Source organism: Chryseobacterium rhizoplanae, from assembly GCF_900182655.1.
In the GTDB taxonomy this organism is placed as follows: domain Bacteria; phylum Bacteroidota; class Bacteroidia; order Flavobacteriales; family Weeksellaceae; genus Chryseobacterium; species Chryseobacterium rhizoplanae.
On the sequence record NZ_FXTC01000001.1, the window covers coordinates 90,222 to 116,507 of the forward strand.

A 26,286-nucleotide genomic window follows, 5' to 3' on the forward strand; every position below is an offset into this window, starting at 1 on the left:
ATTTCACCAATACCTTTTAATTTTGAATCTTTTATTATCTTCTTGCTCCTTATGTTTTCAATAAGAAAACTCTACATTTTTTTGACACTTTTTAACTTTCATACCTCGAAAAAAATCACGATATTTGTGAGTCTTTGCATAGAGCAAGAATTTTAATATTTAATATGAGTCAAAAACAATATACAGCTAGTAGTATTCAGGCATTGGAAGGAATGGAGCACGTTCGTATGCGTCCTTCAATGTACATTGGTGATGTAGGAACAAGAGGTCTTCACCATTTGGTTTATGAAGTAGTAGATAACTCTATTGACGAGGCATTGGCAGGATACTGCGACACGATCTTCGTTAGCATCAAGGAAGGGAACGGAATTGAAGTAAGTGATAACGGTAGAGGTATCCCGGTTGATTTCCACGAAAAAGAGCAGAAATCAGCTCTTGAAGTTGTAATGACAAAAATTGGAGCCGGTGGTAAGTTTGATAAAGACTCTTACAAAGTTTCAGGAGGTCTTCACGGAGTTGGGGTATCGTGTGTGAATGCACTTTCCAACGAAATGGTAACTACTGTTTACAGAGACGGAAATGTTTATCAGCAGATTTATTCTAAAGGAAAAGCACAGACTCAGGTTGAAGAGATCGGACATAGTGATAAAAGAGGAACAAAGCAGTTTTTCCAGCCGGATGATACCATTTTTACGGAACTGATTTACAACTATGATACATTAGCAAGCCGTTTAAGAGAACTTTCTTACCTTAATAAAGGAATTACAATTACGCTTACCGATGAAAGAGAAAAATTGGAAGACGGTTCTTTCCGTTCTGAAATTTTTCATTCTGAAGGAGGGTTGAAAGAATTTGTTGCTTATATCGATGGTAACCGTGAATCTATTATGGAGCACGTGATTTTCATGGAAGGCGAAAGAGATGATATTCCTGTTGAGGTGGCGATGCGTTATAACACGTCATTCAACGAAAACCTTCACTCTTATGTTAATAATATTAATACCCATGAAGGAGGTACCCACCTTGCTGGTTTCAGAAGAGCTTTAACAAGAACTTTAAAGAAATATGCAGATGAATTGGGGCTTCCGGCAAAAGAAAAAGTAGAAATTACCGGTGATGACTTCCGTGAGGGATTAACAGCTGTGATTTCTGTAAAAGTAATGGAACCTCAGTTTGAAGGACAGACCAAAACAAAATTAGGAAACTCTGAAGTTTCTGGTGCTGTTGATAAAATTGTAGGGGAGATGCTTACAAACTTCCTGGAAGAGAATCCTAATGAAGCTAAGATAATCGTTCAAAAAGTTGTTTTAGCTGCTAAGGCAAGACAGGCTGCGAAAAAGGCCCGTGAAATGGTTCAGAGAAAATCTCCGATGGGAGGTTCTGGTCTTCCCGGGAAACTTTCTGACTGTTCATCCAAAGACCCGGCTGAATCTGAACTATTCCTTGTAGAGGGAGATTCCGCAGGTGGAACGGCTAAACAGGGAAGAGACAGACACTTCCAGGCTATTCTTCCGTTAAGAGGTAAAATTTTGAACGTAGAGAAATCTATGCTTCATAAAGTATATGACAACGAGGAAATCAGAAATATCTATACTGCCCTTGGAGTATCTGTAGGTACTGAAGAAGACAGCAAAGCGTTGAATATGGCCAAGCTTAGATATCATAAAATTGTGATTATGACCGATGCTGATATCGATGGTTCTCACATTTCTACTCTGATTCTTACTTTCTTTTTCAGATATATGAAGGAACTTATTGAGAACGGATATATCTATATTGCTCAACCGCCTTTATATCTATTAAAGAGAGGTAACAAAAAAGTATATGCGTACAATGAAAAAGAACGTGAAGAGTTTACTTTAGAAATGTCTCCGGACGGAAAAGGGGTAGAAGTACAACGTTACAAAGGTCTTGGGGAAATGAACCCTGAACAGCTTTGGGAAACAACCCTGAATCCTGAACACAGAATTCTGAAACAGGTAACCATTGATAATGCAGTGGAAGCAGACAGTGTTTTCTCAATGTTGATGGGAGATGAAGTTCCGCCAAGAAGAGAGTTTATCGAGAAAAATGCGAAATATGCAAAAATTGATGCATAAACCTTTTTAAAAATATAATAAAAAAAGCTTCTAATTATTTAGAAGCTTTTTTTATATTTGGATAAACCAAAAAAACAATAATATGTTAACTCTTTTACAAACAGACCCTTACAATGGGACAGATGCAGTGTCTGGAGCAGCCGCTGCAGGATTAGGGATCGGAACAATGTTCTTCGGCTTACTATGCTATATCTTCTATGGATACTGCATGTACAAGATCTTTCAGAAAGCAGGAAGACAAGATGCCTGGGCCGCTTTTATCCCGATTTATAATTCAATAGTATTGCTGGAAATCGTGAAGAAGCCCATATGGTGGATCATTCTGTTCTTTATCCCGTTGGTAAACATCTATGCGTGCTGGGTTGTATATGACAGACTGGCCAAAGGTTTTGCCAAAGAAACTCCTCTTTACACCATTCTGATTCTCCTTTTTGGATTTATCTTTATTCCTGTGTTGGGGCTTGGCAGTGATCGTTATGATAGTAAACTGGTTCCAAATGATTAAAAAGAAAATGAAAAACTTAAAGACTTCAGAAATGAGGTCTTTTTTTATGAATGGTTGTTAGGTTGTAGAATTAATTGTACTGCTGGTTATTATTAATTCTACAGATTTTGAATTATATGAATCATAATTTATTTTAAATTTGAAACGCAGACAATATGAAGTTTTATTACTTCATGCACAGAATAAATATTTGGAATGAGTATAAATATTCTGTTTTAACTTTTCAGAATTTTGATAATGAAAAGTTGATAATGTGTTCATATCCTTATAAGTACATCCAAAAAGTACTTTTTAAGTATTAGGTTTAAGGCTTCACTGTGTTGAAGCCTTTTATATTTTTTTTAACAGTTATTAAGATTTTCTTATTTTTGCTTAATTTTAATAACTATGATGAAAATATTAGTTCTTGGGGCGTTCTCTGTTGCCTCATTATATTTTGCACAAAGCTATCCTGCTTCTGCAATTCCTGAGAATTTAAAGAAAAATGCGAATGTTGTTATACGGAAAGATTTTACAACAGCTCAGATAAACAAAGTTGATCAGATAAAATATCAGTATAATACGGTTACTACCGTTTTAAACAAAGATGGTAATGATCAGGCTACAGCTTATATTCCTTATGATAAAGCAAGACGTATTTCAAATGTAAAAGTTACCATTTACGATGAAGCCGGAAAAAAGATTAAAAGTGTTTCAAAATCTGATTTTCAGGATGTAGCAAACAATCCCCAGGGAATTTTTTATTCTGATAACAGAGTCTTGGTATATTCTTATACACCGGCTCAATATCCTTATACCGTTGACTTTTTTTATGAAACTGATGATGAAAATACAGTTTTTATTCCTGACTTTGTACCCTTTACTTCTATCAAAACATCTCTGGAAGAAGCACAGTTTAAAGTCATTAATACTTCAGGAATTGAACTTCGTACTAAGATATATCCGTCAAAATACAACTATGCTTCTGTTATAGAAAGTGGCGGAGTAAATGATAAAACTTATTCATATAAAAACGTACCTGCAATTGATGATGCTTTTATGATACCGCAGCCCGTTAAAATTTTGCCTTCAGTAAACTTTGCACTGGCAAAATTCAGCTTAGCGGGAAAGCAGGGAACTTTAAATAGCTGGACAGATTTCGGAACCTGGATTTATAATGATCTTCTGATACCTGTTTCAGCTTCTACTCCTGCGATCAAGGCGGAAGTGGCATCTTTACAACTGAAGGGATCTGTGGAGGATAAGGTGAAGAAAATTTATCAGTACATGCAGAACAAAAGCCGATATATTGCTGTGGCCTTAGGAATAGGAGGCTGGCAGCCTATGATGCCGGATGAGGTTCAGAAAAAAGGCTATGGAGACTGCAAGGGACTTACGAATTATATGAAAGTTCTTCTGAATGAAGCAGGGATTCCTTCCAATTATTGTATCATCACCTCCGGCCGTTCGCAGGTTTCTTTTGACCCTGAATTTCCTTCTATGGGTGGAAACCACGTTATCCTGATGGTTCCGACTGAAAAGGGGAATATCTGGCTTGAAAATACTTCTCAGCAAATGGCTTTTAATCATTTAAGTTACAGTACAACCGATAGAAATGTACTGGCAGTGACCCCAAAGGGAATCGAACTTATCAATACACCGGTGTATAAAGCAGAACAAAATAAAGAGAAGCAGGTGTTGAAAATTAATCTTAACGAGGATAACAGTATCGCCGGAACAGGAAACTTTTACTATACAGGAAATCAGTATGATTATAATTTAAGGTTCGTAAATCTCAATCCAAAAGAGAAAAATGATGCGGTAAAAGCCAATTTTGACATTTTGAACTTTGAAAAAGTGGAAATGAAAAACTTTAACAATGACAGAGACAATGCTGTTATTACGTATGACCTTGATTTTAAAACCAATAATTTCTCTAAAAAAGCAGGAAACAGCCTTTTATTCAGATCTGTACCCATTTTTTCTGATGTTGTTTATAAGACAGATGAAAACCGTGAACTTCCTTTTGAAGTCAATATGTCTTTCGAAGATGAATACGAAATTGCTTTTATCCTTCCTTTGGGCTATAAAATTGATGAAACCCCGGATAATTCAAACATCACTTCTGAATTTGGATCATATAAGCTAAGCTTTGTTAAAAATGATAATCAGGTAAAAGTGATCAGAAAAATGCAGATCAATAAAGGATTGTATCCAAAAGAAAAATATAATGATTACATAAGCTTCAGAAAAAAAATTCTGAACATGGATAATTCAAAAATTTTAATAACAAAAATATAACCATGAAAAAACTAATAGTATTGGTCCTTTGCTCTGCCAATGCAATAATGATTAATGCTCAGAAGAAATATGAATTTCTGAATCCTCCGAAGTTCAACGATGCAGATTTATCAAAAGCAAAATCTTTATTGGATGAGAATGCCCCTGCTGAAATTTTGTATAAATCGGCTTATTTTATGGTGGATGCAAACACAGGGAATCTGCACAAAAGATATTATTACAGAGTTAAGATTTATGATAAGGATAAGGCGGAAGACTGGCTGAATCTTGAAATCCCTATTTATAATGTTGGAACCAACAGAGAATCGCTGGGTAAGTTCAAGGCTTTTACATACAATCTTGAAAACGGAATCACGGTTCCGGTAAAAGTGGAAAAAAGTTCACAATATAAAAGTAAGGAGAATAAATATGTTACGCTGACAAAATTTGCTTTTCCGAGCGTGAAAAACGGATCAGTTTTAGAATATCAGTATGAAATTATCTCTCCGTTCCGTTTTATGATTCCAGAAGTATTGATAGAATCTGATACTCCTTCACTGAACACAGAATATGTTTTTGATACGCCTATCAATATGTCATACAATGTGAACTATACTGGCGGACTTACACCTAAATACAGAGAAATGGAGGAAAGGAACCTGTATGGTGCCCAATACAAAACCTTCAGATTTGCTTATGAAAACCTAAAAGGCTTTAAAACTGAAAAGTTTGTAAGGAATGACAGAAATTTCAGAACGAAAATCAGTGCAGAGTTGAACTCTACTAACTTTGGTGAGCTTAAACTGTATTCATCCTCATGGGATCAGATCGGGAAAAGACTTTATGAAAGTGACGATTTTGGAGGAGAACTGAAAAGAACAAAGCTGGCAAAAGAAAACATGCCGGCAGGAGTTTCAGAAATGAAAACCGATCTTGAAAAGGCAAATGCTATTTTTTCATATGTTCAGAAGACTTTTACCTGGAATAAAGATAAAGGAATTTATACAGAAGACGGTATCAAAAAACTGTTGGAAACTAAAGTTGGAAATGCAGCAGAAATCAATCTTTTCCTTGTAATGATGCTTCGCGAAGCAGGTCTTAAAGCTGATCCGTTGGTGATTTCTACCGTGGAAAATGGGTTAATTAACCTGGTATCACCTAATATTTCCAACATGAATTTTGTATTGGCTTCTATCAATATTGATAATCAATTGCATATCTATGATGCTACCTCAAAGCAATCCTCTCTGGATGAAATACCTCTTAAAAACTGGAATCAATATGGGATTTTGGTCACTAAAGAAAAGACTCTGCAGATTCAAATGGCCAATATAAAATCAAGCAACACTTTCCTTACAGTCAATGGTAAGATCAATGATGACGGAAGTATTTCCGGAACCTATTCGGACAGAGATACAGGTGCCTATGCCATGTATGTGAAAGACAGCTATGATGACAACGCTGAGAAATATAAAAAGCAGTATAAGGAAAACTTTTCTATGGACTTTACGGATATCAATTCAAGAGTTTTGGAAAACGGAGATTTTGAAAGCAGCATGAAATTCTCTTCCATGAACCTTATTGATAGAGTAGGAAAGAAAATGATCATCAATCCGATGCTCTTTTTAAACAAAAGTTCCAACGAGTTTGATCAGACAGAAGTAAGACAATATCCCATCGATTTTGGTTCACCGATCACCAAAGTGAAAAAGGTTGTTCTTGAAATCCCTGAAGGATATGTTATTGAAGAAATGCCTAAAGAAAAAAGAATCGTTACTGAAGATAAAGAAATAGCCTATACCTATTCTGTGGAACAAAAAGGAAATAAACTGGAAGTGACTACCACCACGAAAGTGAGCAGTTCAGATTATCCGAAAGAATATTATCCTGCATTTAAACAAATCTGGGGAGTAGCATCTAAGTTTGAAAACCAGGTAATAAGCCTTGTTAAAAAGTAATATGTAAGAAAACTTAAGCAAGATTTATAAAAAAAATAAAGTTTTTTCAAAAACCATTCATCTTTTGAATGGTTTTTGTATTTGATATCAAAAATCAGAATTATGAAAAATACGATTGCTGTTATAGCATTATCTTCTTTCTTAGCAGTGACTGCCTGTAAAAAAAATGAAAAGGCAGAGCCAGTAGAAAAAACCGAAAATAAAACCACAGAAGGATTTGTGGTAGACTCTGTCAAAGTAAATGATTCTACAAAGATCACAGATTCTTTAAAAGTAAACTACACTTCAAAGCTATTGGTTTTTCCTTCATTAAAAGATAAAAAGTTATTAGACAGCATCTATTTCCAGAATGAAAAAATCAAAGACTTTTCCAAAGCAGGTCTTCAGGCTTACCTTGATAAAGAAAAGAATGATTATTTCAATTCTATAAAAAATGATAATAAAGATTGGGTTTCAGATGTTACCTATGCTCAGAATTGGTATTCAAGCTCACATATGAATTTGATGTCCAATACAAATGATTATATGCATATTCAGTATGTAGGAAGCGGGTATGAAGGGGGAGCTCATGATAATTATGGTTTTTCAGAAAGAGTTTTTGATCTTAAAAACAGTAAAAAATTAGAGCTGAAAGACATTACTTCAATGCCTAAAAATAAAATTGAAGCAATTCTGATGAAAAATATTGATAAAATCAACAGTGGAACGATGGATGGTGACGGAGAAGTGAAAAACTCAGAAATGCTGTTGGTTGAGAAAATTCCAGCATCCGATAACTTTTATTTTGATGATAAAAACCTGTATTTCCATTACAGCCCTTATGAAATTGCCGCTTTTGCAGCAGGTGATATCACAATTCCTGTTTCCTGGGAAGACCTGAAAGGCACATTAAATGCAGAATTTAAAGAAAGAATGAAAATTAAGTAAATTAATGCTTCCAGATCAGGAAGCATTTTTTAATTTTGCGTCAATGGAAAAAGTAGCTTTTATTATCAACCCTTTTTCGGCCAAAAAAAACTATCAGCCGTTTTTGAATGAACTTAAAACAAAGGTTAACAACCCGTTGTATTATGTATCAGAATCTATTCCCGGAACCGATGAGTTTATCCAGTCTCATTTTGAAGAAGTGGATATTTTTGTGGCCATAGGAGGGGACGGTACCATTTCTACCGTAGCCAAAAATCTGATTAATACAGAAAAGATTCTGGCTATTTTCCCGGCTGGTTCAGGAAACGGATTTTCCAATGAAACCCAGTTCAGTAAAAATCTGGATGAACTTTTAGAAAAAATAAAGGTCAAAAACTCCAGAAAGATTGATACTTTTACGGTGAACGACAGGCTTTCTATCAATGTTTCAGGAACAGGATTTGACGGTAAAGTTGTCAAAGAATTTGAAAAAACAACCCGCGGATTCAAAAACTATATCAAAGTTTCCTTAAAAACCTTCTTCAACTACAAGCCTATCAAGGTGAAGTTTTTTGATGAAGAATATCAACAGTACAACGGAAGGTATCTGATGATGAATATTGCCAATACCCGTCAGTTTGGTAACAACGCTTACATAGCTCCGAAAGCCAGCAAAAGTGATGGTTTGGTGGATATGGTTTTGGTGAAAAAGTTTCCTTTGACCTATTCTGCGCTGTTTGCTTTCAGAATGTTTACCAAAAGACTGAAAGATGATGACTATGTTACCTATCTTCCAGTCTCTGAAATATCATTTAAAGTCAATACCAAAAACTGGCACCTGGACGGTGAATTCAATAAAATCAAATCACCGATTCATGTTAAAGTACAGCCGTCAAGCTTAAGTATTTTGATTTAAAGTTGCTGGTTGCTTGTTGTTTTTTGTTGCTGGTTTATAGCTTGTGGTAATTAAAAAATTCACCATTCATTTGCGAAGCAAAATTCACTATTGAGCTTAATAAACCTCTGTCTCTACTTCACAGCTGTTTTCCTAAAACCTGCAACCTACGATCTGCCACCTGCTTATACTTCCAGCTTTTTCTCAACTGCAGCCGGATGATCCAGGCAAAATTGAAGCTGTTTTTTATCAAGCTGTTTTTCCCAGTTGGCAACCACTACCGTAGCTACAGAATTCCCGATTACATTCGTCAGTGCCCGGCATTCACTCATAAATTTATCGATCCCAAGGATTAATGTCATTCCGGCAATTGGAATTTCAGGAACTACTGCCAGGGTTGCTGCCAGGGTTACAAATCCGGCACCGGTAACACCTGCGGCTCCCTTTGAACTTAACATGGCCACCAGAAGAAGCATCAGTTGTTTTTCAATAGGAAGATGAATGTTTAATGCCTGTGCGATAAACAGAGAGGCCAGTGTCATATAAATATTGGTTCCGTCGAGATTGAAGGAATATCCTGTAGGCACTACAAGCCCTACAATAGCCCTGGAGCAGCCCGCTTTTTCAAGTTTTTCCATGATTCCCGGAAGGGCAGATTCTGAAGAGCTTGTTCCCAAGACAAGAAGGAGTTCTTCTTTAAGGTAAAAAAGAAGCTTGAAAATGTTAAATCCGTTATACCATGCCACGGCTCCTAATACCAACACCACAAAAAGAGCAGAAGTGATGTAAAATGTGCCGACCAAAAAAATAAGATTTATAACCGAGTGAAGCCCATATTTCCCGATAGTAAACGCCATAGCTCCAAAAGCTCCTATCGGGGCCAGTTTCATAAGCATGTGAACAATTTTAAATACCGGAGTTGACAGATCCTGTAAGAAATCAGTTACTTTCTGGCTTTTTTCTTTTGTTAAAACCAAAGCAACTCCCATTAAAATAGCTACCAAAAGAACCTGAAGAATATTATCACCCACCAAAGGACTGAATAAAGTCTCCGGAATAATATTCATAATAAATCCTGTAAGCGTTGATTCATGGGCTTTTGCCTGATATTGAGAAACATCGCCTGAAAGAGTAGCAGGATCAATATTTAAACCATGACCCGGCTGTAAAATATTTCCTACTATTAATCCGATGATAAGCGCAAGAGTTGAAAATGTGAAAAAATAGATCATTGCTTTTATGGCAATTCTGCCTACTTTTTTCAAATCGGTCATGTGGGCGATTCCCAGCGTGAGGGTAATAAAGATCACCGGGGCGATGATCATTTTTACTAATTTGATGAATCCATCTCCCAGAGGTTTCATTTTTTCTCCCAGTTCAGGATAAAATTTTCCAAGAAGAATACCGGCAACGATGGCAATAATCACCTGGAAATAAAGCTGATTGTATATTTTTTTTGCTTTCAAAGAACAGTCGTTTTGTTTTTTTAAGGGCGAAAATTAAGAAAATTTATCTGAAAACATGACAAAAGTCATTAAAAGATCTGGATAGAGGACTGATCAATAAAAAACTCCGGCTTCATTCGTAAAAAGGCAAAAGCCTTTTAGAATGAAGCCGGAGCTGTATTTAATTTTTTGAAAGATATTATTATTCCACTGCAACAGAGTCATCTCCACGGCCGTCTGCCACTGCATGGATGCTTCCGTTTTCATCAAGAACAATCATTTCTGTTTTTCCAATGTATTTGGTCTTTTCAATAACATAGTTTTTGCTTTTCAGATCCGAAATTGTGCTTTCAGGGAAGTTATTTTCTACCGTAATCGTTTCCGGAAGCCATTGGTGATGGAATTTTGGTGCATTCACTGACATATTGGCGTTCAGTTTAAAATCCACAACATTCACAATAGACTGGTATACTGAAGTAGGGATGGTAGTTCCTCCGGGAGTTCCCACCACCATATAAGGTTTTCCATTCTTAAGGAGGATAGTTGGGGTCATGGAAGACAGCATTCTCTTATTCGGCTGGATAGAATTGGCTTCTCCACCCACTGCACCGAACATGTTGGGTACACCTGGTTTGATAGAGAAATCATCCATTTCATTATTTAAGAAGAATCCGGCTCCTGAAACCAATACCTTACTTCCGTAATAACCGTTAAGAGTTGTGGTTACAGAAGCTGCATTTCCATCCTTATCCAAAACGGAAATATGAGTAGTCTGCATAGATTCTTTAGGTTGTTCTATGATTTTACCTACTTCTGCACTTGGTGTAGCTTTATCAAAACTGAAACTCTTCCATCTTCCTTTCAGATAATCGTCAGAGATGAGGTAAGAAGTTTTATCCTGAATAAAATCCGGATCACCCATATATTCTGCCCTGTCTGCAAAGGCTCTTCTTTCTGCTTCAGCCATGATCTGAACTGCTTTTGTAGAATTTTGCTGGTATTTTTCAAGGTTTTCAAAACTTGCCATTCTGAGCATCTGTGCCAGGAGAACTCCGCCGCTTGAAGGTAAAGGCATGGTTACTACATTGCTTCCTTTGTATTCAAATTCCAGGGCTTTTCTCTCTGCAACCTTATAATTCTTAAGATCTTCAAGGGTGATAATTCCGTTGCCTCTTTTCATTTCAGCAACTAAAAGATCAGCTGTTTTTCCCTCATAAAAACCTTTTGCTCCTAATTTTTGGATCAGTTTCAAGGTTTCAGCAAGGTCTTTTTGAATTAATAAATCTCCGGCTTTCCATGGAGTGTCCTTTACAAAAATGATAGAAGATTTGTTATGTTTCTGAAATTTTTCCCTTTGGTTATTCAGCATTTCTGCTTCTTTATCTGTAATGGCAAATCCTTTCTCCGCAAGATCAATGGCGGGTTGAATAATCTTTTCCATAGGGAGTTTGCAGTATTTAAGGGTAGCAAAAAAGCCGGCCACACTTCCGGGAATACCTACTGCCAGTCTTCCGTTTTGAGAAAGATCCGTATCTGCTTTTCCTTTTTTATCAATGTACATATCGCGGGAAGCTTTTTTCGGAGCCGTTTCCCTGTAATCCAATGTGAATTTTTCTCCATTGTTTTTTACGCCTACCAGAAATCCACCGCCTCCGATATTTCCTGCCTGTGGATAAACAACAGCAAGGGCATATTGCGTTGCAGTAACAGCGTCGTAGGCATTTCCGCCCATCTTTAAGATTTTGGCACCCGCTTCACTGGCTAATGGATGTGCAGAGACTACTACACCTTTCTTTTTTACCTGTACTTCCTTGACAATATTGATATCTGTGAACTGAGCCCAGCTGAGTTGAGCAGCTAACAGCATCGAAGCAATTAAAATCTTCTTCATATGATTGTTTTTTCTTGAAACAAAATTATTGAATTTTCACCGAACAGCAACCTGATGATCATTGCATTTGATTTTTTCTTTTATTGAAATTATCTGATTGAAAATACAGAGCATTATCGCGATACTATTTTAAATACACCTTTTTTATTATGGTTGGCATGTTTTTTTTACTTTTGTACAATTCTAAAAAAATCTGAAAAATGGAATCCTATACGGAAAGAATACTGATTACAGGTGCCTTGGGACAAATTGGTACCGAACTTACGAACAGACTTGTTGAAATCCACGGAGCGGAGAATGTGGTTGCTTCAGGATTAGACAGATGGCAGGAAGGAATTACTTCTGCCGGGCACTATGAAAGAATGGATGTTACCAATACCCAATTGGTAAGACAGGTGATTCATGATTATGAGATTACTACAGTATATCACTTGGCATCGCTTTTATCCGGAACTTCGGAAAAGCAGCCTATTTTCGCCTGGAAACTGAATCTTGAGCCACTGCTTCATTTTTGTGAAATGGCGAAGGAAGGGCTTCTTAAAAAGATCTTCTGGCCTAGTTCTATCGCTGTATTTGGAAAAGGAATTCCAAAGCATGATGTGGGACAGGATGTAGTGTTGAATCCGACAACCGTTTATGGAATCTCCAAAATGGCAGGGGAGAAGTGGTGTGAGTACTATTTCGATAAATATGGTGTAGATGTAAGAAGTATCAGATATCCTGGATTGATCTCATGGAAGACTCCGGCAGGAGGTGGAACTACTGACTATGCGGTTGAGATTTTCTATAAGGCCATTGAAGATGGAAAATATACAAGTTTCATTTCCGAAGATACAGGAATGCCGATGTTGTATATGGATGATGCCATCAATGCAACCCTGAAATTAATGGACGCTCCGAAAGAAAGTTTATCCGTTCGCTCTTCTTATAATTTAGGAGGAATGTCATTTACTCCAAAAGAACTGGCAGCAGAAATCAAGAAAGAAATTCCGGATTTTGCTATTGATTATAACCCGGATTTCAGACAGGCAATTGCAGATTCATGGCCGGCTTCTATTGATGATTCAGTCGCTAAAAAAGACTGGGGTCTGACTTATGATTTCGGAATTTCTGAAATGACAAAGGACATGATCAAGAATCTTAAAGTTAAATTAAGCAAGGATTAATAATGTAAAGTAATACTTTAATTAATTATCTTTTTAACGTCTGATTTTTAATATTTTATAGAATTTGTATAAACTTTAATTTAAATGGTATTATTGACTTTTAACATCACCTGTATTGAAGCTGAAGTAAAAAACGGCTCCCAAATTACTGATAATGAGCGATTGAAAATTATAGAAAATAATACCAGAGCAATTCTTAGAATTTTAGATATTCATGATGTCAAATCAAGTTTTTTCGTAGAGATTTCTCTTGTCGGAAAACTTCAAAATTTAATAAAAGCAATTTCATCCAAAGGGCATGAAATTGCTTTTTATAATAAAGACTCCAATCCTGAAGAAATTGAGAATGCCAAAAAAAATATTCAGGATCTTTTGGAAAAACAAATCAGAGGAATTCGTCAAAAAGATGTAAAGGTTTCACAGGAAATTTTGAAACTGATGGAATTTAATTATGTTTCCAATATTGACAATGCCAATATTCTTTTTCCTTTCAAAAGGCTTAAAAGAGATACGGAAATTACAGAAGAGGACGGACTGAGTATTGTCCCTGAAAGTATCTCTCCTTACAGCCAGCTTCCTTATAATGATTTCGTGTTTCAGATCCTGCCGATGAAATATTACCAGAATATGGTGCTGGAAACATTACAGAATGAAGAATTTGTACTGATTTACCTGAACACATGGCAGTTTACAGATTTTAAGAAATACCGTTTTGATATTCCTTTTTACAGAAGCTTATTTTCGGGCAAAAAAATGGAGGACAAACTAGATGCCCTCCTTACTTTTCTCAATGACAGGGAAATGGCTACTTCCCGTATGAAAGATTATGTATTTTAGATGGTAGGTTGCAGGGATTAGGGAGGATTCAAGGTTTAAGGTTTAAAGTTTAAGGTTGTGTGTAACTAGCAACTAGTAAACTCGCATCCCGAACCCCGCATCTCTAACTCAGCTCAAAAAGCGTAATCTCCGGCAATACTCCAACTCTTCCCGGATATCCCAATACTCCGAATCCTCTGTTTACATATAATAGTTTTCCTTCGCTTTCATATAAATCAGCCCATTTTGGATATTTATATTGCACCGGTGACCATTTTACATTTTTAAGATCCAGCCCAAACTGCATCCCATGCGTATGTCCTGAAAGGGTCAGGTGGATATTTGCGGGGTGTTTTTTCACCACATAATCGAAATGGGTAGGGTCATGGCTCATCAGGATCTTTGTAGCAGATTCCGGTACGTTTTTTAAAGCATCATCTATTTTTCCAAATTGAGGGAATGGTTTTAATCCCCAGTTTTCAACACCAAGAATGTAAAGTTGTTCTCCGTTTCTTTCGATGACTCTGTGCTCGTTTCTCAACATATCAAAACCAGCCTGCTTTTCATAACTAATCAGGGTGTCAAGGTTTTCTTTTTTGGCTGCAGGTGATTCCCAGGATACGTAATCGCCGTAATCATGGTTTCCTAATATTGCAAGCTTACCATCTTTAGCCTGGATTTTTGAAAACAATGGAATGAAAGGCTTGAACTCATCTGCAACGTTATTGACCATATCTCCGGTGAATAACACCAGGTCAGGTTTTTGCTCATTAATCAGATCTATAGCATGTTGTAATTTGCTGGGGTCAGAGAAACTTCCACTGTGAACATCAGAAATCTGGACGATTTTATATCCTTTGAAGCTTTTCGGAAGATTGTTGAACTTCACCCTTACTCTTCTTACGGTGTGGCGGTATTTACCAAAAGTAATCCCGTCTATGAAAAGCGCGGAAAGAATACCTCCCATTCCCAAGCCTACAATGCTCAAAAATTTCCTTCTTTCCGGGAAGAAATTTTCTGAAGATTGGGTAAAGCCGATCAGGTATCCTCCGGTTCTGAAGATATCATCAATTAGTAAAAACAGAACGACAAAAATTTTTGGTAGAATGAAAATTAAAAATAACGAGATCATAATCTGAGCTCTTACCGTACTTCTGTCTGATCTTTGGAAGTGAGTGACTTCATAAGCGAAAATTCCATACACGGCTAAAGAGAGTACCCAATATCCGGTTTTTATCCATGAGTTATCAGTAAGTGTTCTGATAGCCTGATAAATATAAACTTCCAAAAACAGGAAGATTCCAGCGATGATTAAAAAATTTTTTTGCATGTTCTGATCAAAAAAAGCACAAAGAATAACTTCCCTGTGCTTTATATTTTTTTGTTTATTAAATATTTTAAGGAAATCTGTAAACGAGCGCATTGATGTTCATTCCGGCACCTACCGAAGTCATCACAACGTTCCCTTTTTCTTTAAACGTTTGACCCTCCATTTTTCCTTTAATTATTAAATCATACATGGTAGGAATTGTTGCTACAGAAGTATTTCCAAGATCCTGAATCGTCATAGGAGAGATCGAGTGATCATATTCTTTAATGTCATACAGCCTGTGAAGTCTTTCAATCATCGCGTAATCCATTTTAGCATTTGCCTGGTGAATTAAGATTTTATCTATATCTTCAATAGAAAGACCTGCATCTGTAATGGTGTCTTTAATGGCAACGGGTACGTTTTTAAGCGCGTATTCGTATATTTTTCTTCCCAGCATTCTTACATAAAGGCGTTTTTGATCTACTTCTTTATTGATAGAAGGGGCGTTTTCAAGATAATTTAATTCCGGACCATTGTCACAGATTGTATTGTGAGAGATAATTCCAACATTTTCTTCGTCAGTTGCTTTTACTACTACTGCTCCGGCACCGTCAGCAAAAATCATTCTATTTCTGTCGTGTGGATCTGTTACTCTGCTTAAAGTTTCAGCTCCGATGACAAGAATTGTTTTGGCCACTTTGGCTTTAATCAAATTATCAGATAAAATCATTGCTTCTACCCATCCAGGACATCCGAAAATCATGTCATAGGTTACACATTTTCTGTTTTTAATGCCCAGCTTATTCTTCACTCTTGCTGCCATTGTTGGCATAAAATCAGCATATCCGTTTTCAGTCACTTCCCCGAAATTGCTTGCATAGATAATATAATCCAATTCTTCCCCATCTACTTTTGCATCCTCAAGAGCAATTTTTGCAGCTTCATAACCGATTTGAGAGTTGGAAAGATCATCCTCAATGAATCTCCTGTTTTCGATTTCTGTAATCTCTACAAATTTCGCAATGGTCTCTTCCACAGGCTTTTCAATCTTTACTCCGTCTTCAGTGTAGAACTCGGAATTCATGAAGTAATCTCTACCAATAACTCTGTTCGGAATATAAGATCCAGAGCCAATAATGATCGTATTCGGCATTCGTTTATATGATTTTTTTAAAGATGCAAAGTTAATAATTAATATTAATAACGGAGAATTAAAAATATTATTAAATTTGCAAAAATTGTACTTTACAATCTATGAAAAACAACTCGTCCTTAAAAGGCTTACTTATTGCAGCTGTGGCGTTTATCGTTGCCTTTGGGATCTACTTCCTTTTTTTAGCCAAGAAGAATTATTATGTTGTAGATAATCCTACCCCGAATACGTATTACTTTAAGATCAATAACGGATCTGAAGGAATCATCTCTGCCGGGCAGTATGTGCATGTGGATTTGAATAAAGGGAAAAACTCTATTCAGGTTTTTGATCAGAACAAAAAAATGCTTTATGATTCGGCATTTGAAGTGAATAAGCTTCGTGGTCTGATTAATATTACCCATCAGGATTACTATGTGAATGACCAGTATTACGGATACAATCTTAAAAAAGATTCGTTGCTGGCCAACCTTGATAAAACGGTCATTGACGGAAAGGATTATTACGGAGGAGCCAGACGCTTCAATAAGCTTTACACAGAAGATTTTTATTACAATGTGGATGAAGATTATGATAAAGTGATCAAGAATATCCAGAAAGTGGAATCCCGATCTAAAATCTTCAGAAAGCAGGATTACCTAAATTATTACAAAGAATATTACAAGTTTTAAGTTTTGACAAAAGATATCACCAAAGTTACTCCCTACAATTCAGAGGCTACAAAAAAAAGCCAGGTAGAGGATATGTTCGACAATATTGCACCGAAGTATGACCTTCTGAACCATGTTTTATCCATGAAAATTGATGTTTTGTGGAGGAATAAACTGGTAAGATGGATGAAAAATGATAATCCGCAGGAAGTGCTGGATGTGGCTACAGGAACGGGAGATCTGGCAATTACCATTGAAAAAGGAACCGGTTCTAAAGTAGTTGGATTAGATTTATCACAACAAATGCTGAATGTTGGCGTTATTAAAATAAAAAAACTTAAATTAGACGGCAAAATTTCCATGCAAAAAGGGGATGCAGAAAATTTACCTTTCGAGGACAATAGATTTGATGCTGTTTCCGTTGCATTTGGAGTAAGGAATTTTGAAAACCTTCCCAAAGGTTTAGCAGAGTTAAGAAGAGTAGTTAAAGATAACAAAAGTGTTTATATACTGGAGTTTTCAAAGGTTGAGGGTTTCATGGGGCCATTTTATATGTTTTATTTCAAAAATATATTGCCTGCCATCGGCAGATTGGTTTCTAAGGATAATAGGGCGTATACATACCTTCCGGATTCTGTAAATGCTTTTCCTTTCGGGGAGAAGATGAAGCAAATTCTTTTAGATACGGGATTTAAGAAAGTAGAATATAAAAAATTAAGTTTAGGTATAGCCACAATTTATAAAGCAACAAAGTAACCTATGAATAAATTTCTATTAAAAGCACTGGTTTTAGCCTCAGTAAATGTTGCCGTTTTTGCAAACGCGCAATTCAGAACCCGAAACAGAATGGATAAGTTGGAAGATTTCGACGAGCAGAAATTCAGTTGGGGGTTTTATTTGAACGGGAACAGACTGGATTACCGCATTGTTTTGCATCCGAAATACGGGATGAATGATAATGAAAACCTTGTTACCTCCAAGGAAAGTTATAGCTTCGGTGCCGGGCTTATTGCAAAATGGAGACTGAACGATTATCTTGATGTAAGGATAGAACCAGGTTTACAGTTTGCACAAAGACAGTTGACTTTTAATACTCAATCCAATGACATTTATGCAGGCGGTTCTTTGACCAATCCTCCTTTTATGCCATTCCCTTTACAGGAAAAGGATAAAGTAAGAGAAATTAAATCTACATTAATTGACGTTCCTGTAATGTTGGAACTTCACGGACAAAGATGGTACAATTCAAGACCTTACATTGCTGCGGGGGTGAACTATGTGGTAAACCTTCAGTCTAACTCAACTTCCACAGATGATAACATGCAGGGAATCTACAGATCAACTACCCACAACTTTGCGTGGTCTGCAGAAATGGGAATCCAGTTTTATTTCAACAAATTTAAACTGACTCCTGCCGTAAGAGGAACATTCTTCATGAACAATGAGAAAGTAGCTGATAACGCTACTACACCTCCTTACTGGGCTTCTGCAATTTCAACATTACAGACAAGAGCCGTAATGTTTGTTCTGAAATTTGAATAAAAAATATTCCATTGAAAATACATAGGAGGCGCATTTGCACCTCCTTTTTTATTGGTATATCAAAATATAGAGCGTTTTATTTTTGTTAGTGTTATTATTTTTTTATTTTTGCTTCTAGTTAGAATATACAAACCTGAAATGCTTCAAGATTTAGAAAACAATTTTTCAGAATTAGAGAGAAAGATTTCGACTCTGCAAAAGAACTATAAAAATCTTACGGAAAATTTAAAAGAATTAAATATTGAGCATGAAGAGTTGAAGAAGAAGTATGATGAGGAGAGAAGAAAGAATCAGGTATTAGCAGAAGAACAAAAAAATATAAAACTTTATTCAGCAATATCAGGAAATCCTGAACACAATAGATTAATGAAAAACCATATCAACAGATTGGTGAAAGAAATTGATTTCTGTATTGCTCAGCTTCAAAACAGTGGATTATAATGGAGATAAGGAGAATAACCGTCAACATTGCAGGAAGAGTGTATCCGCTGAACGTACCGGCAGCAGAGGAAGAAACTTTGCGTAAAGTAGGGAAGCAGATCGAGAATATGATTAAAGATTTTGAACAGAACTTCGATGTAAGAGATAAACAGGATGCTTTGGCTATGTGTGCCCTTAAACTGGGAACCAATGCAGAAGTAGTTTCTCTTAACTACGAAAAAAATATTAATTCTACCAACGAGAGATTAGCTCAGATTAATCAATCGTTGAATGAAATCGGGAAATAGATTTTTTTTCCTGAAAAATTACTGCCTACAATAATTCTAACACATTAAAGGTAAACTCAACGCTAAACAATTACCGAACAAATGTCCATCGAATGGCGTGCCGGATTTCCGGATTACAGACAATGGAAATCAGTTCAAATCGTGTTGATTAGGAGTTTACTCTCAATCTCTGGATTATTGTAGGCTTTTTTATTTGGATATGAAGACAATTAAAACTCAATATATATTATGACAACAGCCATTATAGCCGGCGTTATTTGCTTAGTTATTGGGGCAATCATAGGGATGTTTTTCTCTAAAAGCTCATTGAATACTAAGGCAAAATTTATCATAGATGATGCAACAAAAAATGCCGAAAACCTTATAGAAAAAGCTACCGTACAAGCTGAATCCATAAAGAAAGAAAAAAACCTTCAGGCAAAAGAAAAATTCCTGGAACTGAAATCTCAGCATGACGCAGACATTCAGTCCCGTGAAAAGAAAATGCAGGAAGTTGAAAAGAGAACGAAAGACAAAGAGCATAAGCTGAATGATGAACTTAGCAAGACCGGAAAACTTGAAAAAGATTTAGACAAGCAGATTGCAGACTACGCTAAGAAGAACGAAATCCTTGAAAGAAAACAGCAGGAATTAGATATAGCTACGGCTAAGAAAGTAGAAATACTTGAAAAAATATCTAATTATACGGCAGAGGAGGCTAAAGCAGAACTGGTAGAAACCATGAGAGCTGAAGCTAAAACAAGAGCACAGGCACACGTTCAGAGCATCATGGAAGAAGCTCAGCTGAATGCGAAAAACGAAGCAAGAAAAATTGTTATTCAGACTATTCAGAGAATTGGAACTGAGCAGGCTATTGAAAATTCAGTATCCGTTTTCAACATCGAGTCTGATGAAGTAAAAGGTAGAATTATCGGTAGAGAAGGTAGAAATATCCGTGCTTTGGAAGCTGTAACAGGAGTTGAGATCATCGTTGATGATACTCCGGAAGCGATTCTTCTTTCATGCTTTGATCCTGTGAGAAGAGAAATTGCAAGACTATCCCTTCACAGATTGGTTACCGATGGTAGAATTCACCCGGCAAGAATTGAAGAAGTCGTTGAAAAAACGAGAAAACAAATTGAGGAGGAAATCATTGAAGTAGGTAAAAGAACCATCATTGATTTAGGAATCCACGGATTACACCCTGAATTGATTAAAATCGTAGGTAGAATGAAATACCGTTCTTCTTACGGACAAAACTTACTACAGCACTCAAGAGAAGTAGCCAACATCGCTGCAACTATGGCTGCAGAATTAGGATTAAACGTAAAATTAGCCAAAAGAGCAGGTCTTTTACACGATATCGGTAAAGTTCCAGAACAGGAATCAGAATTACCACACGCCCTTTTAGGAATGCAGTGGGCTGAGAAATATGGTGAAAACCCTGAAGTAGTGAACGCTATCGGAGCTCACCACGACGAGATTGAAATGAAATCATTACTATCCCCGATCATTCAGGTTGCCGATGCAATCTCAGGAGCAAGACCGGGAGCAAGAAGACAGGTATTAGAATCGTATATCCAGAGATTGAAAGACCTTGAATCTGCAGCATTAAGCTTCGACGGAGTATCCAGCGCTTATGCAATCCAGGCTGGTAGAGAATTAAGAGTAATGGTAGAGAGCGGAAAAGTGAACGATGAAGTAGCTTCTCAACTTTCTTACGATATCTCTGAGAAAATTCAGAACGAACTTACTTATCCGGGACAGGTAAAAGTAACAGTAATCAGAGAAACGAGAGCTGTGAATATTGCCAGATAATAATCAGAAAAAGATATTTAATAAAAACCTTTCAAGAAATTGAGAGGTTTTTTATTTTTATCAAAACTTAAAAATGCAAGAACTGTCCATGTCTTCAAAACTGAAGTACATTTTTTCAATTCCCGTTATTATTTCCGCCTTAGGCTATTTTGTAGATATTTATGACCTTCTTTTATTCGGGATCGTCAGAATACCAAGTTTAAAAGCACTGGGGCTCAATCCTGATGCTGACGGAACCTTTATTCTGAACTGTCAGATGGTGGGCCTTCTTATCGGAGGCGTTTTCTGGGGGATTTTCGGAGATAAAAAAGGAAGGCTTTCCGTACTCTTCGGATCTATTTTAGTGTATTCCCTGGCTAATATTGCCTGCGGGTTTCTTCCTTACTTTCCAAAAGAGCATTTATTGTACCAATATGCCGGTTTAAGGTTTATTGCAGGTATTGGGCTTGCCGGAGAGCTTGGAGCGGGAATTACGCTGGTTTCTGAAAGCCTGCCGAAGAGTCTGAGGGCAATCGGAACCTCAGTGGTAGCAGGTTTTGGATTAATGGGAGCTGTGGTGGCTCAGCTTACCGTAGAACTGGCCGGTGGGTGGAATATCTCTTATATCATTGGCGGGATCATGGGAATTATGCTACTGGTACTGAGAATAAGTGTATCCGAATCCGGAATTTATAAGAATATTGAGCATAAAAATGTTTCAAAAGGTAATTTTCTATCCTTTTTTACCAATAAAGACAGATTGACAAGGTATTTAAAATGTATTGCTGTAGGATTGCCTACATGGTATTGTATAGGGATTCTTGCCGTTTTAGCCAACCAGTTTGCCCCTGAATTAGGGATAAAGGAGATTAACCCCGGAAAAGCAATTATGTGGGCTTATGTGGGGATTTCTGTCGGTGACTTATTAAGCGGTTTTATTTCTCATGCTTTAAAATCCCGTAAAATGGCCATTTTTTATATGCTGATCTTTACCCTGATTGGAGTAGCTATTATGTTATTTGGGAATACCAACACGGAAACAAAATATTACCTGTTTTGTGTATGGTTGGGCTTCGGGACAGGTTATTGGGCTATGTTTGTGACGTTGGCTGCGGAACAGTTTGGAACCAATATCAGAAATACGGCAACAACAACGGTTCCCAATATGGTAAGAGGACTTGTACCAGTGATGATATTTGCTTTTGATTCTCTGAAAGGACATTTCCCCGTTGTGGAAAGCGCCGCTATAGTGGGAGTGGTAGTATTTGGACTTGCGTTTTATTCCTCGCTTACCATTTCCGAAACTCATGACAGAGACCTTGAATTTACAGAATAATCTGAACTGTTTAATAAATAAGCCTGTGCTATTCCTTGTTTTCAATATAATAATTAGTTTAAAATCAATAATTTATTAATTTTATTCTGATTATTGTTGCGTGTAATTAATATTTGTTTAACTTTGGAAAGTAACTAAAACTATATTGTTTAATCAAACTAAATCTCATGAACATTATGAAAAACGCTAAAAAATTAAAAAAACAAGACCTTAAGAATATCGTAGGAGGAGTAAGCGGAAACCCGGATTTATCTCTTTGCGGATGCAGCTGCTCTGGTTCTGTAACAGGACCTTGGTATTGTGTACAATATATTGGTTGTCCACAGGTCTATACTTGTGGTGAAGCCGCAATCTAAAGAAAATTATTTCAATACGAAATAAACATTTCCACATTTAATATGCAGAACCCTTTTGATATCAAAAGGGTTCTGCTCATTTTAATGGATAATATACAGAAGGCTGCCCACACTTATGGTAATCCATAGAAGTACAGCGGTGAGTAAAGGCTTTAATCCTATTGATTTCAGCGTCTGAAGAGAAAGGGTAGAACCAATGAAAAACAAGGTCAGATTCAGTCCGGATTTTGCTAAAACAGTTATGGAAGTACTGAAGCGGTCAAGAAACGGGAAATACGTATTCAAAAGAATGGCTATAATAAAATAACCGATGAACCACGGGATTTTTATTTTTGAATCTTTACTTTTAAAAATGAACATTGTAATCAATGAAACCGGAATGATCCAAAGGGCACGTGCTAATTTAACAGTCGTTGCTATTTTCAGGGCTTCATCGCCATATTTGCTGGCTGCACCTACAACAGAACTTGTATCATGAATTCCCACTGCACACCAAAGCCCAAACTGTTCCTGTGAAAGATTCAGCAGATGTCCTATGGCAGGATAGACAAACAAAGCAATAGAATTTAAGGTAAAAACAATCGCTAAAGCAAGAGAAATCTGTTTGGTGTTAGGCTTAATGATCGGGGATACTGCGGCAATGGCACTCCCTCCACAAATAGCTGTTCCTGCGGAAATAAGGTAAGACAGAGGTCTTTCCAGCTTAAATATTTTTCCCAGAAAATAACCTAATACCATTACTGTAACAATACTCACAACCGTTAACATCAAGCCTGTTTTTCCGGCATGTAAAGCTTCATCCAGTTTCATCCCGAACCCAAGGCCCACAATTGAGATCTGTAAGAGTAAATGAATATAATGATGAAGATGTTTCTCAAAAGGATTTCCGATAAAAACAGCCAGTCCAAAACCTAAAACAAGGGCAATTGGCGAAGATACAAGCGGAGTAAGACACAGAACTGCCAATACAATAAAAAATACTTTTCGGGTCATTTCATTCTGGATGAAATCTTTCATAATGCGAACTTTTAAAATCTGCATCAAAATTCCGGAAAATAGTATTACGAAATAAATTGTATTTTGTTATATTGGATAACCAAAAGTTATATCTTTGCTTATTGCTTATTGCTTATTGCTTATTGCTTATTGCTTATTGCTTATTGCTTATTGCTTATTGCTTATTGCCTGTCATTCTGCAAACCTCAGAAAAAGCTTAATCAGTTCAGATTGCTCTCCTTTAGGCAGAATAAAATGGAAGTCTCTTTCAATGCTGAAGTTTTTAATATCAATGACAGTCAGGATATTATTTTTCAGTTCGTTCAGGATGGTACTGATCGAAAGAAATGCCATACATTCAGAATGGAGAAGATAGTTCTTGATACTTTCACTGCTTCCAAGCTGCATGACGGTATTCAGTTCATGGATATTAATTTCTTTTTCTTTAAGTCTGTTTTGTATAAACTCAAGAGTTCCGGAACCTTGTTCTCTGAAGATCAGATCCAGATGATAGAGATCTTTTAAGTTTAAGGTTTTATGAGCAAGAGGGTGATCTGATTTCGCTGCCAGAACAATTTCATCAGGTTTAAAAGTTTTATATTCAAAATAAGAAGACTGTGATTCTCCTTCAATAATACCCAGATCTATTTTTTCTTCTTTTAAAAGTGTTGAGATCGTTTCTGTATTGCCCGTAAGAAGCTCAATCTTAATATCTTTATAATACGTATTGAATTTCGCTAAAATTTCAGGTAAAATATATTGCGCAACAGTTGTACTGGCCCCGATAATCAACTTTCCCTTATGCTGCTGATTGATCTGGCTGATCTCAAATTCCATGTCGCGGTAGATATTTCTGATCTTTTCTGCATGCTCATACAGAATCTTTCCACTTTGAGTCAGCTGGATAGAAGTTCCTTTGCGGTCAAATAATTTGGCACCTATTTGGGTTTCAATTTCTTTAATGTGCTTGGTGACAGCAGGTTGTGAGATATGAAGCTCTTCTGAAGCCTTAGTGAAACTTAATCGGGAAGCTACGGTATGGAAAACTTTTAATCTGTAATCGAACATGGGGTAAAATTACGAATTATTGTTGGAAGTAGTGGTGGGGTGCGGGATGCGGGTTTTGAGGTTCGAGGTTTAACGTTTAAAGTTTTGGGTAACTAGGACAACCAAAAAACAATTTATAAAAAATCCGAAATTGAACGATCCTGCTGACTTTCAAATCTTCTGTTTTTCGCTTCTCCGATTTTCTGTTGGGTATAAATGCTGTTGTGCCCTGAAAGAAGATAAGATATCACACAGGCAATAGCGACATAAACTCCACATTCTGCTCCGAATAATTCAATTCCCATCAGCATACAGGCTAGAGGAGTATTCGTTGCTCCGGCAAATACTGCTACAAATCCCATTCCTGCCAATAATCCGAACGGTAAAGGAATAAAAAGAGACAAAGCACTGCCTAAAGTAGCTCCGATAAAGAACAACGGGGTAACTTCTCCACCTTTAAATCCGGCTGAAAGTGTAACAATGGTAAAAATCATTTTTAACGCAAAATCATATAAAGGAAGCTGTTTCTCAAAAGATTCCACAATCACAGGAACACCTAATCCGATATATCGGGTGGTACCCATTGCAAAAACTGCCAGGGCAATAATAACTCCACCGGCTACAGGACGAAGGGGTGGATATTTAATTTTTGATTTGAAAACAGAGCCTACCCAATGAATAATCTTACTGAAAGCTGCAGCACAGATCCCGAAGGCTATTCCTGCCAGAATGCTGTATAGAATGGGTAAAAACTCCAGCTTAGGAATAAAATCAATATGATAATGGGTATGTTTTACATTCCATAGATTGGTAGTCCAGTCTGCCAGAATAGCTGAAGCAAAAGCAGGGAATATCACATTATATCGTATTCTCCCGATCAGAAAAACTTCAAGACCAAATACTGCTCCCGCCAGTGGAGTGCCGAAAACAGAACCGAAACCGGCAGCAATAGCAGCAATAATCAATATTTTTCTTTCATTTCTGTCAAGCTTAAAAGGTCTTGTAAGCTGATCAGCAATAGCACCAGCCATCTGAAGAGCTGTTCCTTCACGGCCTGCAGATCCTCCGAAAAAATGGGTTGCCATCGTTCCGAGATACACAAGAGGAGCCATTTTAAACGGAATGATTCCTTTGGGCTCATGAATAGTGTCAATCAACAAGTTGTTTCCTGCCTCAACATCTTTTCCAAAATAATAATAAAGAAGTCCTATCAGAAATCCTGCCACGGGAAGCAAAGCAATCAGCCAGAGATGATTTTCCCTGAAATTCGTTGCCCATTCCAATGATTGCAGAAACCCAGCAGAAGCGGTTCCTACTAAAGCTCCAATAATGATACTGATGCACAGCCACTTTAAAATATAGGGCAGAGCCGGAAATTTTCTGAAGAAAAAATTTGTGTGGAAAATTGCTTTTTTGCCTAATGTTCTTTGACTTTTTGACATAATAATCC

23 protein-coding genes are annotated in these 26,286 nt (G+C 36.7%); 16 read left to right on the forward strand and 7 right to left on the reverse strand.

All coding sequences use genetic code 11. From position 1 onward, the window contains the following. The first annotated feature begins 164 nt into the window (after positions 1–164). From gyrB to FN817_RS00430, 6 genes are all read left to right on the forward strand, one after another. Positions 165–2,099, forward strand: a complete 1,935-nt coding sequence (gene gyrB / locus FN817_RS00405) for a DNA topoisomerase (ATP-hydrolyzing) subunit B (protein WP_142716227.1) — start codon at positions 165–167, stop codon at positions 2,097–2,099. An 82-nt stretch (positions 2,100–2,181) separates the two neighbouring features. Then, positions 2,182–2,604, forward strand: a complete 423-nt coding sequence (locus FN817_RS00410; protein ID WP_142716228.1) for a DUF5684 domain-containing protein — start codon at positions 2,182–2,184, stop codon at positions 2,602–2,604. 387 nt (positions 2,605–2,991) lie between these two features. Continuing rightward, positions 2,992–4,884, forward strand: coding sequence for a DUF3857 domain-containing protein (locus tag FN817_RS00415; RefSeq protein WP_142716229.1), 1,893 nt, complete (start codon positions 2,992–2,994; stop codon positions 4,882–4,884). A gap of 2 nt (positions 4,885–4,886) precedes the next feature. Further along, the gene (locus tag FN817_RS00420; RefSeq protein ID WP_142716230.1) at positions 4,887–6,821 is read left to right on the forward strand and encodes a transglutaminase-like domain-containing protein; all 1,935 of its coding nucleotides are present in this window, start codon (positions 4,887–4,889) and stop codon (positions 6,819–6,821) included. 102 nt (positions 6,822–6,923) lie between these two features. Next, positions 6,924–7,748, forward strand: coding sequence for an RsiV family protein (locus tag FN817_RS00425; RefSeq protein ID WP_142716231.1), 825 nt, complete (start codon positions 6,924–6,926; stop codon positions 7,746–7,748). Between the two features lie 43 nt (positions 7,749–7,791). Continuing rightward, positions 7,792–8,643, forward strand: a complete 852-nt coding sequence (locus tag FN817_RS00430; RefSeq protein ID WP_142716232.1) for a diacylglycerol/lipid kinase family protein — start codon at positions 7,792–7,794, stop codon at positions 8,641–8,643. 164 nt (positions 8,644–8,807) lie between these two features. Here FN817_RS00430 and FN817_RS00435 read toward each other — a convergent pair whose 3' ends face one another. Together FN817_RS00435 and ggt are read right to left on the reverse strand one after the other, a co-directional pair. Next, the gene (locus tag FN817_RS00435; RefSeq protein WP_142716234.1) at positions 8,808–10,088 is read right to left on the reverse strand and encodes a dicarboxylate/amino acid:cation symporter; all 1,281 of its coding nucleotides are present in this window, start codon (positions 10,086–10,088) and stop codon (positions 8,808–8,810) included. Positions 10,089–10,269: 181 nt separating this feature from the next. Further along, positions 10,270–11,958, reverse strand: a complete 1,689-nt coding sequence (gene ggt / locus FN817_RS00440) for a gamma-glutamyltransferase (protein ID WP_142716235.1) — start codon at positions 11,956–11,958, stop codon at positions 10,270–10,272. A 200-nt stretch (positions 11,959–12,158) separates the two neighbouring features. On the opposite strand from ggt, the gene FN817_RS00445 reads away from it, so the two are divergent. Both FN817_RS00445 and FN817_RS00450 read left to right on the forward strand, forming a co-directional pair. Next, positions 12,159–13,124, forward strand: coding sequence for an NAD-dependent epimerase/dehydratase family protein (locus FN817_RS00445; RefSeq protein WP_047376869.1), 966 nt, complete (start codon positions 12,159–12,161; stop codon positions 13,122–13,124). Between the two features lie 84 nt (positions 13,125–13,208). Then, the gene (locus FN817_RS00450) at positions 13,209–13,961 is read left to right on the forward strand and encodes a polysaccharide deacetylase family protein (protein WP_142716236.1); all 753 of its coding nucleotides are present in this window, start codon (positions 13,209–13,211) and stop codon (positions 13,959–13,961) included. Between the two features lie 103 nt (positions 13,962–14,064). Here the strand turns inward: FN817_RS00450 and FN817_RS00455 are convergent, their stop codons facing one another. Further along, positions 14,065–15,270 carry a metallophosphoesterase gene (locus FN817_RS00455; RefSeq protein WP_142716237.1) on the reverse strand — a complete coding sequence of 402 codons (1,206 nt, stop codon included), beginning with the start codon at positions 15,268–15,270 and terminating at the stop codon, positions 14,065–14,067. Positions 15,271–15,337: 67 nt separating this feature from the next. Further along, positions 15,338–16,405, reverse strand: a complete 1,068-nt coding sequence (locus FN817_RS00460) for a 3-oxoacyl-ACP synthase III family protein (RefSeq protein WP_142716238.1) — start codon at positions 16,403–16,405, stop codon at positions 15,338–15,340. Positions 16,406–16,506: 101 nt separating this feature from the next. Here FN817_RS00460 and FN817_RS00465 point away from each other — a divergent pair, with 101 nt between their 5' ends. The 8 genes from FN817_RS00465 to FN817_RS00500 all read left to right on the forward strand — a co-directional run bounded on the left by FN817_RS00465 (position 16,507) and on the right by FN817_RS00500 (position 22,793). Continuing rightward, positions 16,507–17,076 (forward strand): hypothetical protein, encoded by a 570-nt coding sequence (locus FN817_RS00465; RefSeq protein ID WP_034695976.1) that lies wholly within the window; start codon positions 16,507–16,509, stop codon positions 17,074–17,076. A gap of 3 nt (positions 17,077–17,079) precedes the next feature. After that, positions 17,080–17,811, forward strand: coding sequence for a bifunctional demethylmenaquinone methyltransferase/2-methoxy-6-polyprenyl-1,4-benzoquinol methylase UbiE (gene ubiE / locus FN817_RS00470; RefSeq protein ID WP_047423526.1), 732 nt, complete (start codon positions 17,080–17,082; stop codon positions 17,809–17,811). 3 nt (positions 17,812–17,814) lie between these two features. Further along, positions 17,815–18,597: a type IX secretion/gliding motility protein PorT/SprT gene (porT, locus tag FN817_RS00475; protein ID WP_142716239.1), complete on the forward strand. Its 783-nt coding sequence runs from the start codon at positions 17,815–17,817 to the stop codon at positions 18,595–18,597. A gap of 138 nt (positions 18,598–18,735) precedes the next feature. After that, positions 18,736–19,038 (forward strand): hypothetical protein, encoded by a 303-nt coding sequence (locus FN817_RS00480; protein ID WP_047376863.1) that lies wholly within the window; start codon positions 18,736–18,738, stop codon positions 19,036–19,038. Continuing rightward, the gene (locus FN817_RS00485) at positions 19,038–19,325 is read left to right on the forward strand and encodes a cell division protein ZapA (protein ID WP_002980525.1); all 288 of its coding nucleotides are present in this window, start codon (positions 19,038–19,040) and stop codon (positions 19,323–19,325) included. The genes FN817_RS00480 and FN817_RS00485 overlap by 1 nt, the downstream gene beginning before the upstream one ends. Positions 19,326–19,553: 228 nt before the next feature. Beyond that, positions 19,554–21,122, forward strand: a complete 1,569-nt coding sequence (gene rny, locus FN817_RS00490) for a ribonuclease Y (protein WP_047423520.1) — start codon at positions 19,554–19,556, stop codon at positions 21,120–21,122. Between the two features lie 73 nt (positions 21,123–21,195). Continuing rightward, positions 21,196–22,437, forward strand: coding sequence for an MFS transporter (locus tag FN817_RS00495; protein WP_047423518.1), 1,242 nt, complete (start codon positions 21,196–21,198; stop codon positions 22,435–22,437). 176 nt (positions 22,438–22,613) lie between these two features. Then, positions 22,614–22,793, forward strand: coding sequence for a hypothetical protein (locus FN817_RS00500; RefSeq protein ID WP_228451429.1), 180 nt, complete (start codon positions 22,614–22,616; stop codon positions 22,791–22,793). 81 nt (positions 22,794–22,874) lie between these two features. Here the strand turns inward: FN817_RS00500 and FN817_RS00505 are convergent, their stop codons facing one another. The 3 genes from FN817_RS00505 to FN817_RS00515 form a co-directional block, all read right to left on the reverse strand. Continuing rightward, positions 22,875–23,810 (reverse strand): YeiH family protein, encoded by a 936-nt coding sequence (locus FN817_RS00505; RefSeq protein ID WP_142716241.1) that lies wholly within the window; start codon positions 23,808–23,810, stop codon positions 22,875–22,877. Positions 23,811–23,981: 171 nt separating this feature from the next. Then, positions 23,982–24,857: a LysR family transcriptional regulator gene (locus FN817_RS00510; RefSeq protein WP_142716242.1), complete on the reverse strand. Its 876-nt coding sequence runs from the start codon at positions 24,855–24,857 to the stop codon at positions 23,982–23,984. A 113-nt stretch (positions 24,858–24,970) separates the two neighbouring features. Further along, positions 24,971–26,278 (reverse strand): voltage-gated chloride channel family protein, encoded by a 1,308-nt coding sequence (locus FN817_RS00515; protein WP_185149882.1) that lies wholly within the window; start codon positions 26,276–26,278, stop codon positions 24,971–24,973. Positions 26,279–26,286: the final 8 nt, after the last annotated feature.

What these genes read in the sequence shown, in the direction of transcription:
- gyrB (WP_142716227.1), top strand. Translation starts at nt 165, where the DNA reads ATGAGTCAAAAACAATATACAGCTAGTAGTATTCAGGCATTGGAAGGA.
- FN817_RS00410 (WP_142716228.1), top strand. Translation starts at nt 2,182, where the DNA reads ATGTTAACTCTTTTACAAACAGACCCTTACAATGGGACAGATGCAGTG.
- FN817_RS00415 (WP_142716229.1), top strand. Translation starts at nt 2,992, where the DNA reads ATGATGAAAATATTAGTTCTTGGGGCGTTCTCTGTTGCCTCATTATAT.
- FN817_RS00420 (WP_142716230.1), top strand. Translation starts at nt 4,887, where the DNA reads ATGAAAAAACTAATAGTATTGGTCCTTTGCTCTGCCAATGCAATAATG.
- FN817_RS00425 (WP_142716231.1), top strand. Translation starts at nt 6,924, where the DNA reads ATGAAAAATACGATTGCTGTTATAGCATTATCTTCTTTCTTAGCAGTG.
- FN817_RS00430 (WP_142716232.1), top strand. Translation starts at nt 7,792, where the DNA reads ATGGAAAAAGTAGCTTTTATTATCAACCCTTTTTCGGCCAAAAAAAAC.
- ggt (WP_142716235.1), bottom strand. Translation starts at nt 11,958, where the DNA reads ATGAAGAAGATTTTAATTGCTTCGATGCTGTTAGCTGCTCAACTCAGC.
- FN817_RS00445 (WP_047376869.1), top strand. Translation starts at nt 12,159, where the DNA reads ATGGAATCCTATACGGAAAGAATACTGATTACAGGTGCCTTGGGACAA.
- FN817_RS00450 (WP_142716236.1), top strand. Translation starts at nt 13,209, where the DNA reads ATGGTATTATTGACTTTTAACATCACCTGTATTGAAGCTGAAGTAAAA.
- FN817_RS00455 (WP_142716237.1), bottom strand. Translation starts at nt 15,270, where the DNA reads ATGCAAAAAAATTTTTTAATCATCGCTGGAATCTTCCTGTTTTTGGAA.
- FN817_RS00460 (WP_142716238.1), bottom strand. Translation starts at nt 16,405, where the DNA reads ATGCCGAATACGATCATTATTGGCTCTGGATCTTATATTCCGAACAGA.
- FN817_RS00465 (WP_034695976.1), top strand. Translation starts at nt 16,507, where the DNA reads ATGAAAAACAACTCGTCCTTAAAAGGCTTACTTATTGCAGCTGTGGCG.
- porT (WP_142716239.1), top strand. Translation starts at nt 17,815, where the DNA reads ATGAATAAATTTCTATTAAAAGCACTGGTTTTAGCCTCAGTAAATGTT.
- FN817_RS00480 (WP_047376863.1), top strand. Translation starts at nt 18,736, where the DNA reads ATGCTTCAAGATTTAGAAAACAATTTTTCAGAATTAGAGAGAAAGATT.
- FN817_RS00485 (WP_002980525.1), top strand. Translation starts at nt 19,038, where the DNA reads ATGGAGATAAGGAGAATAACCGTCAACATTGCAGGAAGAGTGTATCCG.
- rny (WP_047423520.1), top strand. Translation starts at nt 19,554, where the DNA reads ATGACAACAGCCATTATAGCCGGCGTTATTTGCTTAGTTATTGGGGCA.
- FN817_RS00495 (WP_047423518.1), top strand. Translation starts at nt 21,196, where the DNA reads ATGCAAGAACTGTCCATGTCTTCAAAACTGAAGTACATTTTTTCAATT.
- FN817_RS00500 (WP_228451429.1), top strand. Translation starts at nt 22,614, where the DNA reads ATGAAAAACGCTAAAAAATTAAAAAAACAAGACCTTAAGAATATCGTA.
- FN817_RS00505 (WP_142716241.1), bottom strand. Translation starts at nt 23,810, where the DNA reads ATGAAAGATTTCATCCAGAATGAAATGACCCGAAAAGTATTTTTTATT.
- FN817_RS00510 (WP_142716242.1), bottom strand. Translation starts at nt 24,857, where the DNA reads ATGTTCGATTACAGATTAAAAGTTTTCCATACCGTAGCTTCCCGATTA.
- FN817_RS00515 (WP_185149882.1), bottom strand. Translation starts at nt 26,278, where the DNA reads ATGTCAAAAAGTCAAAGAACATTAGGCAAAAAAGCAATTTTCCACACA.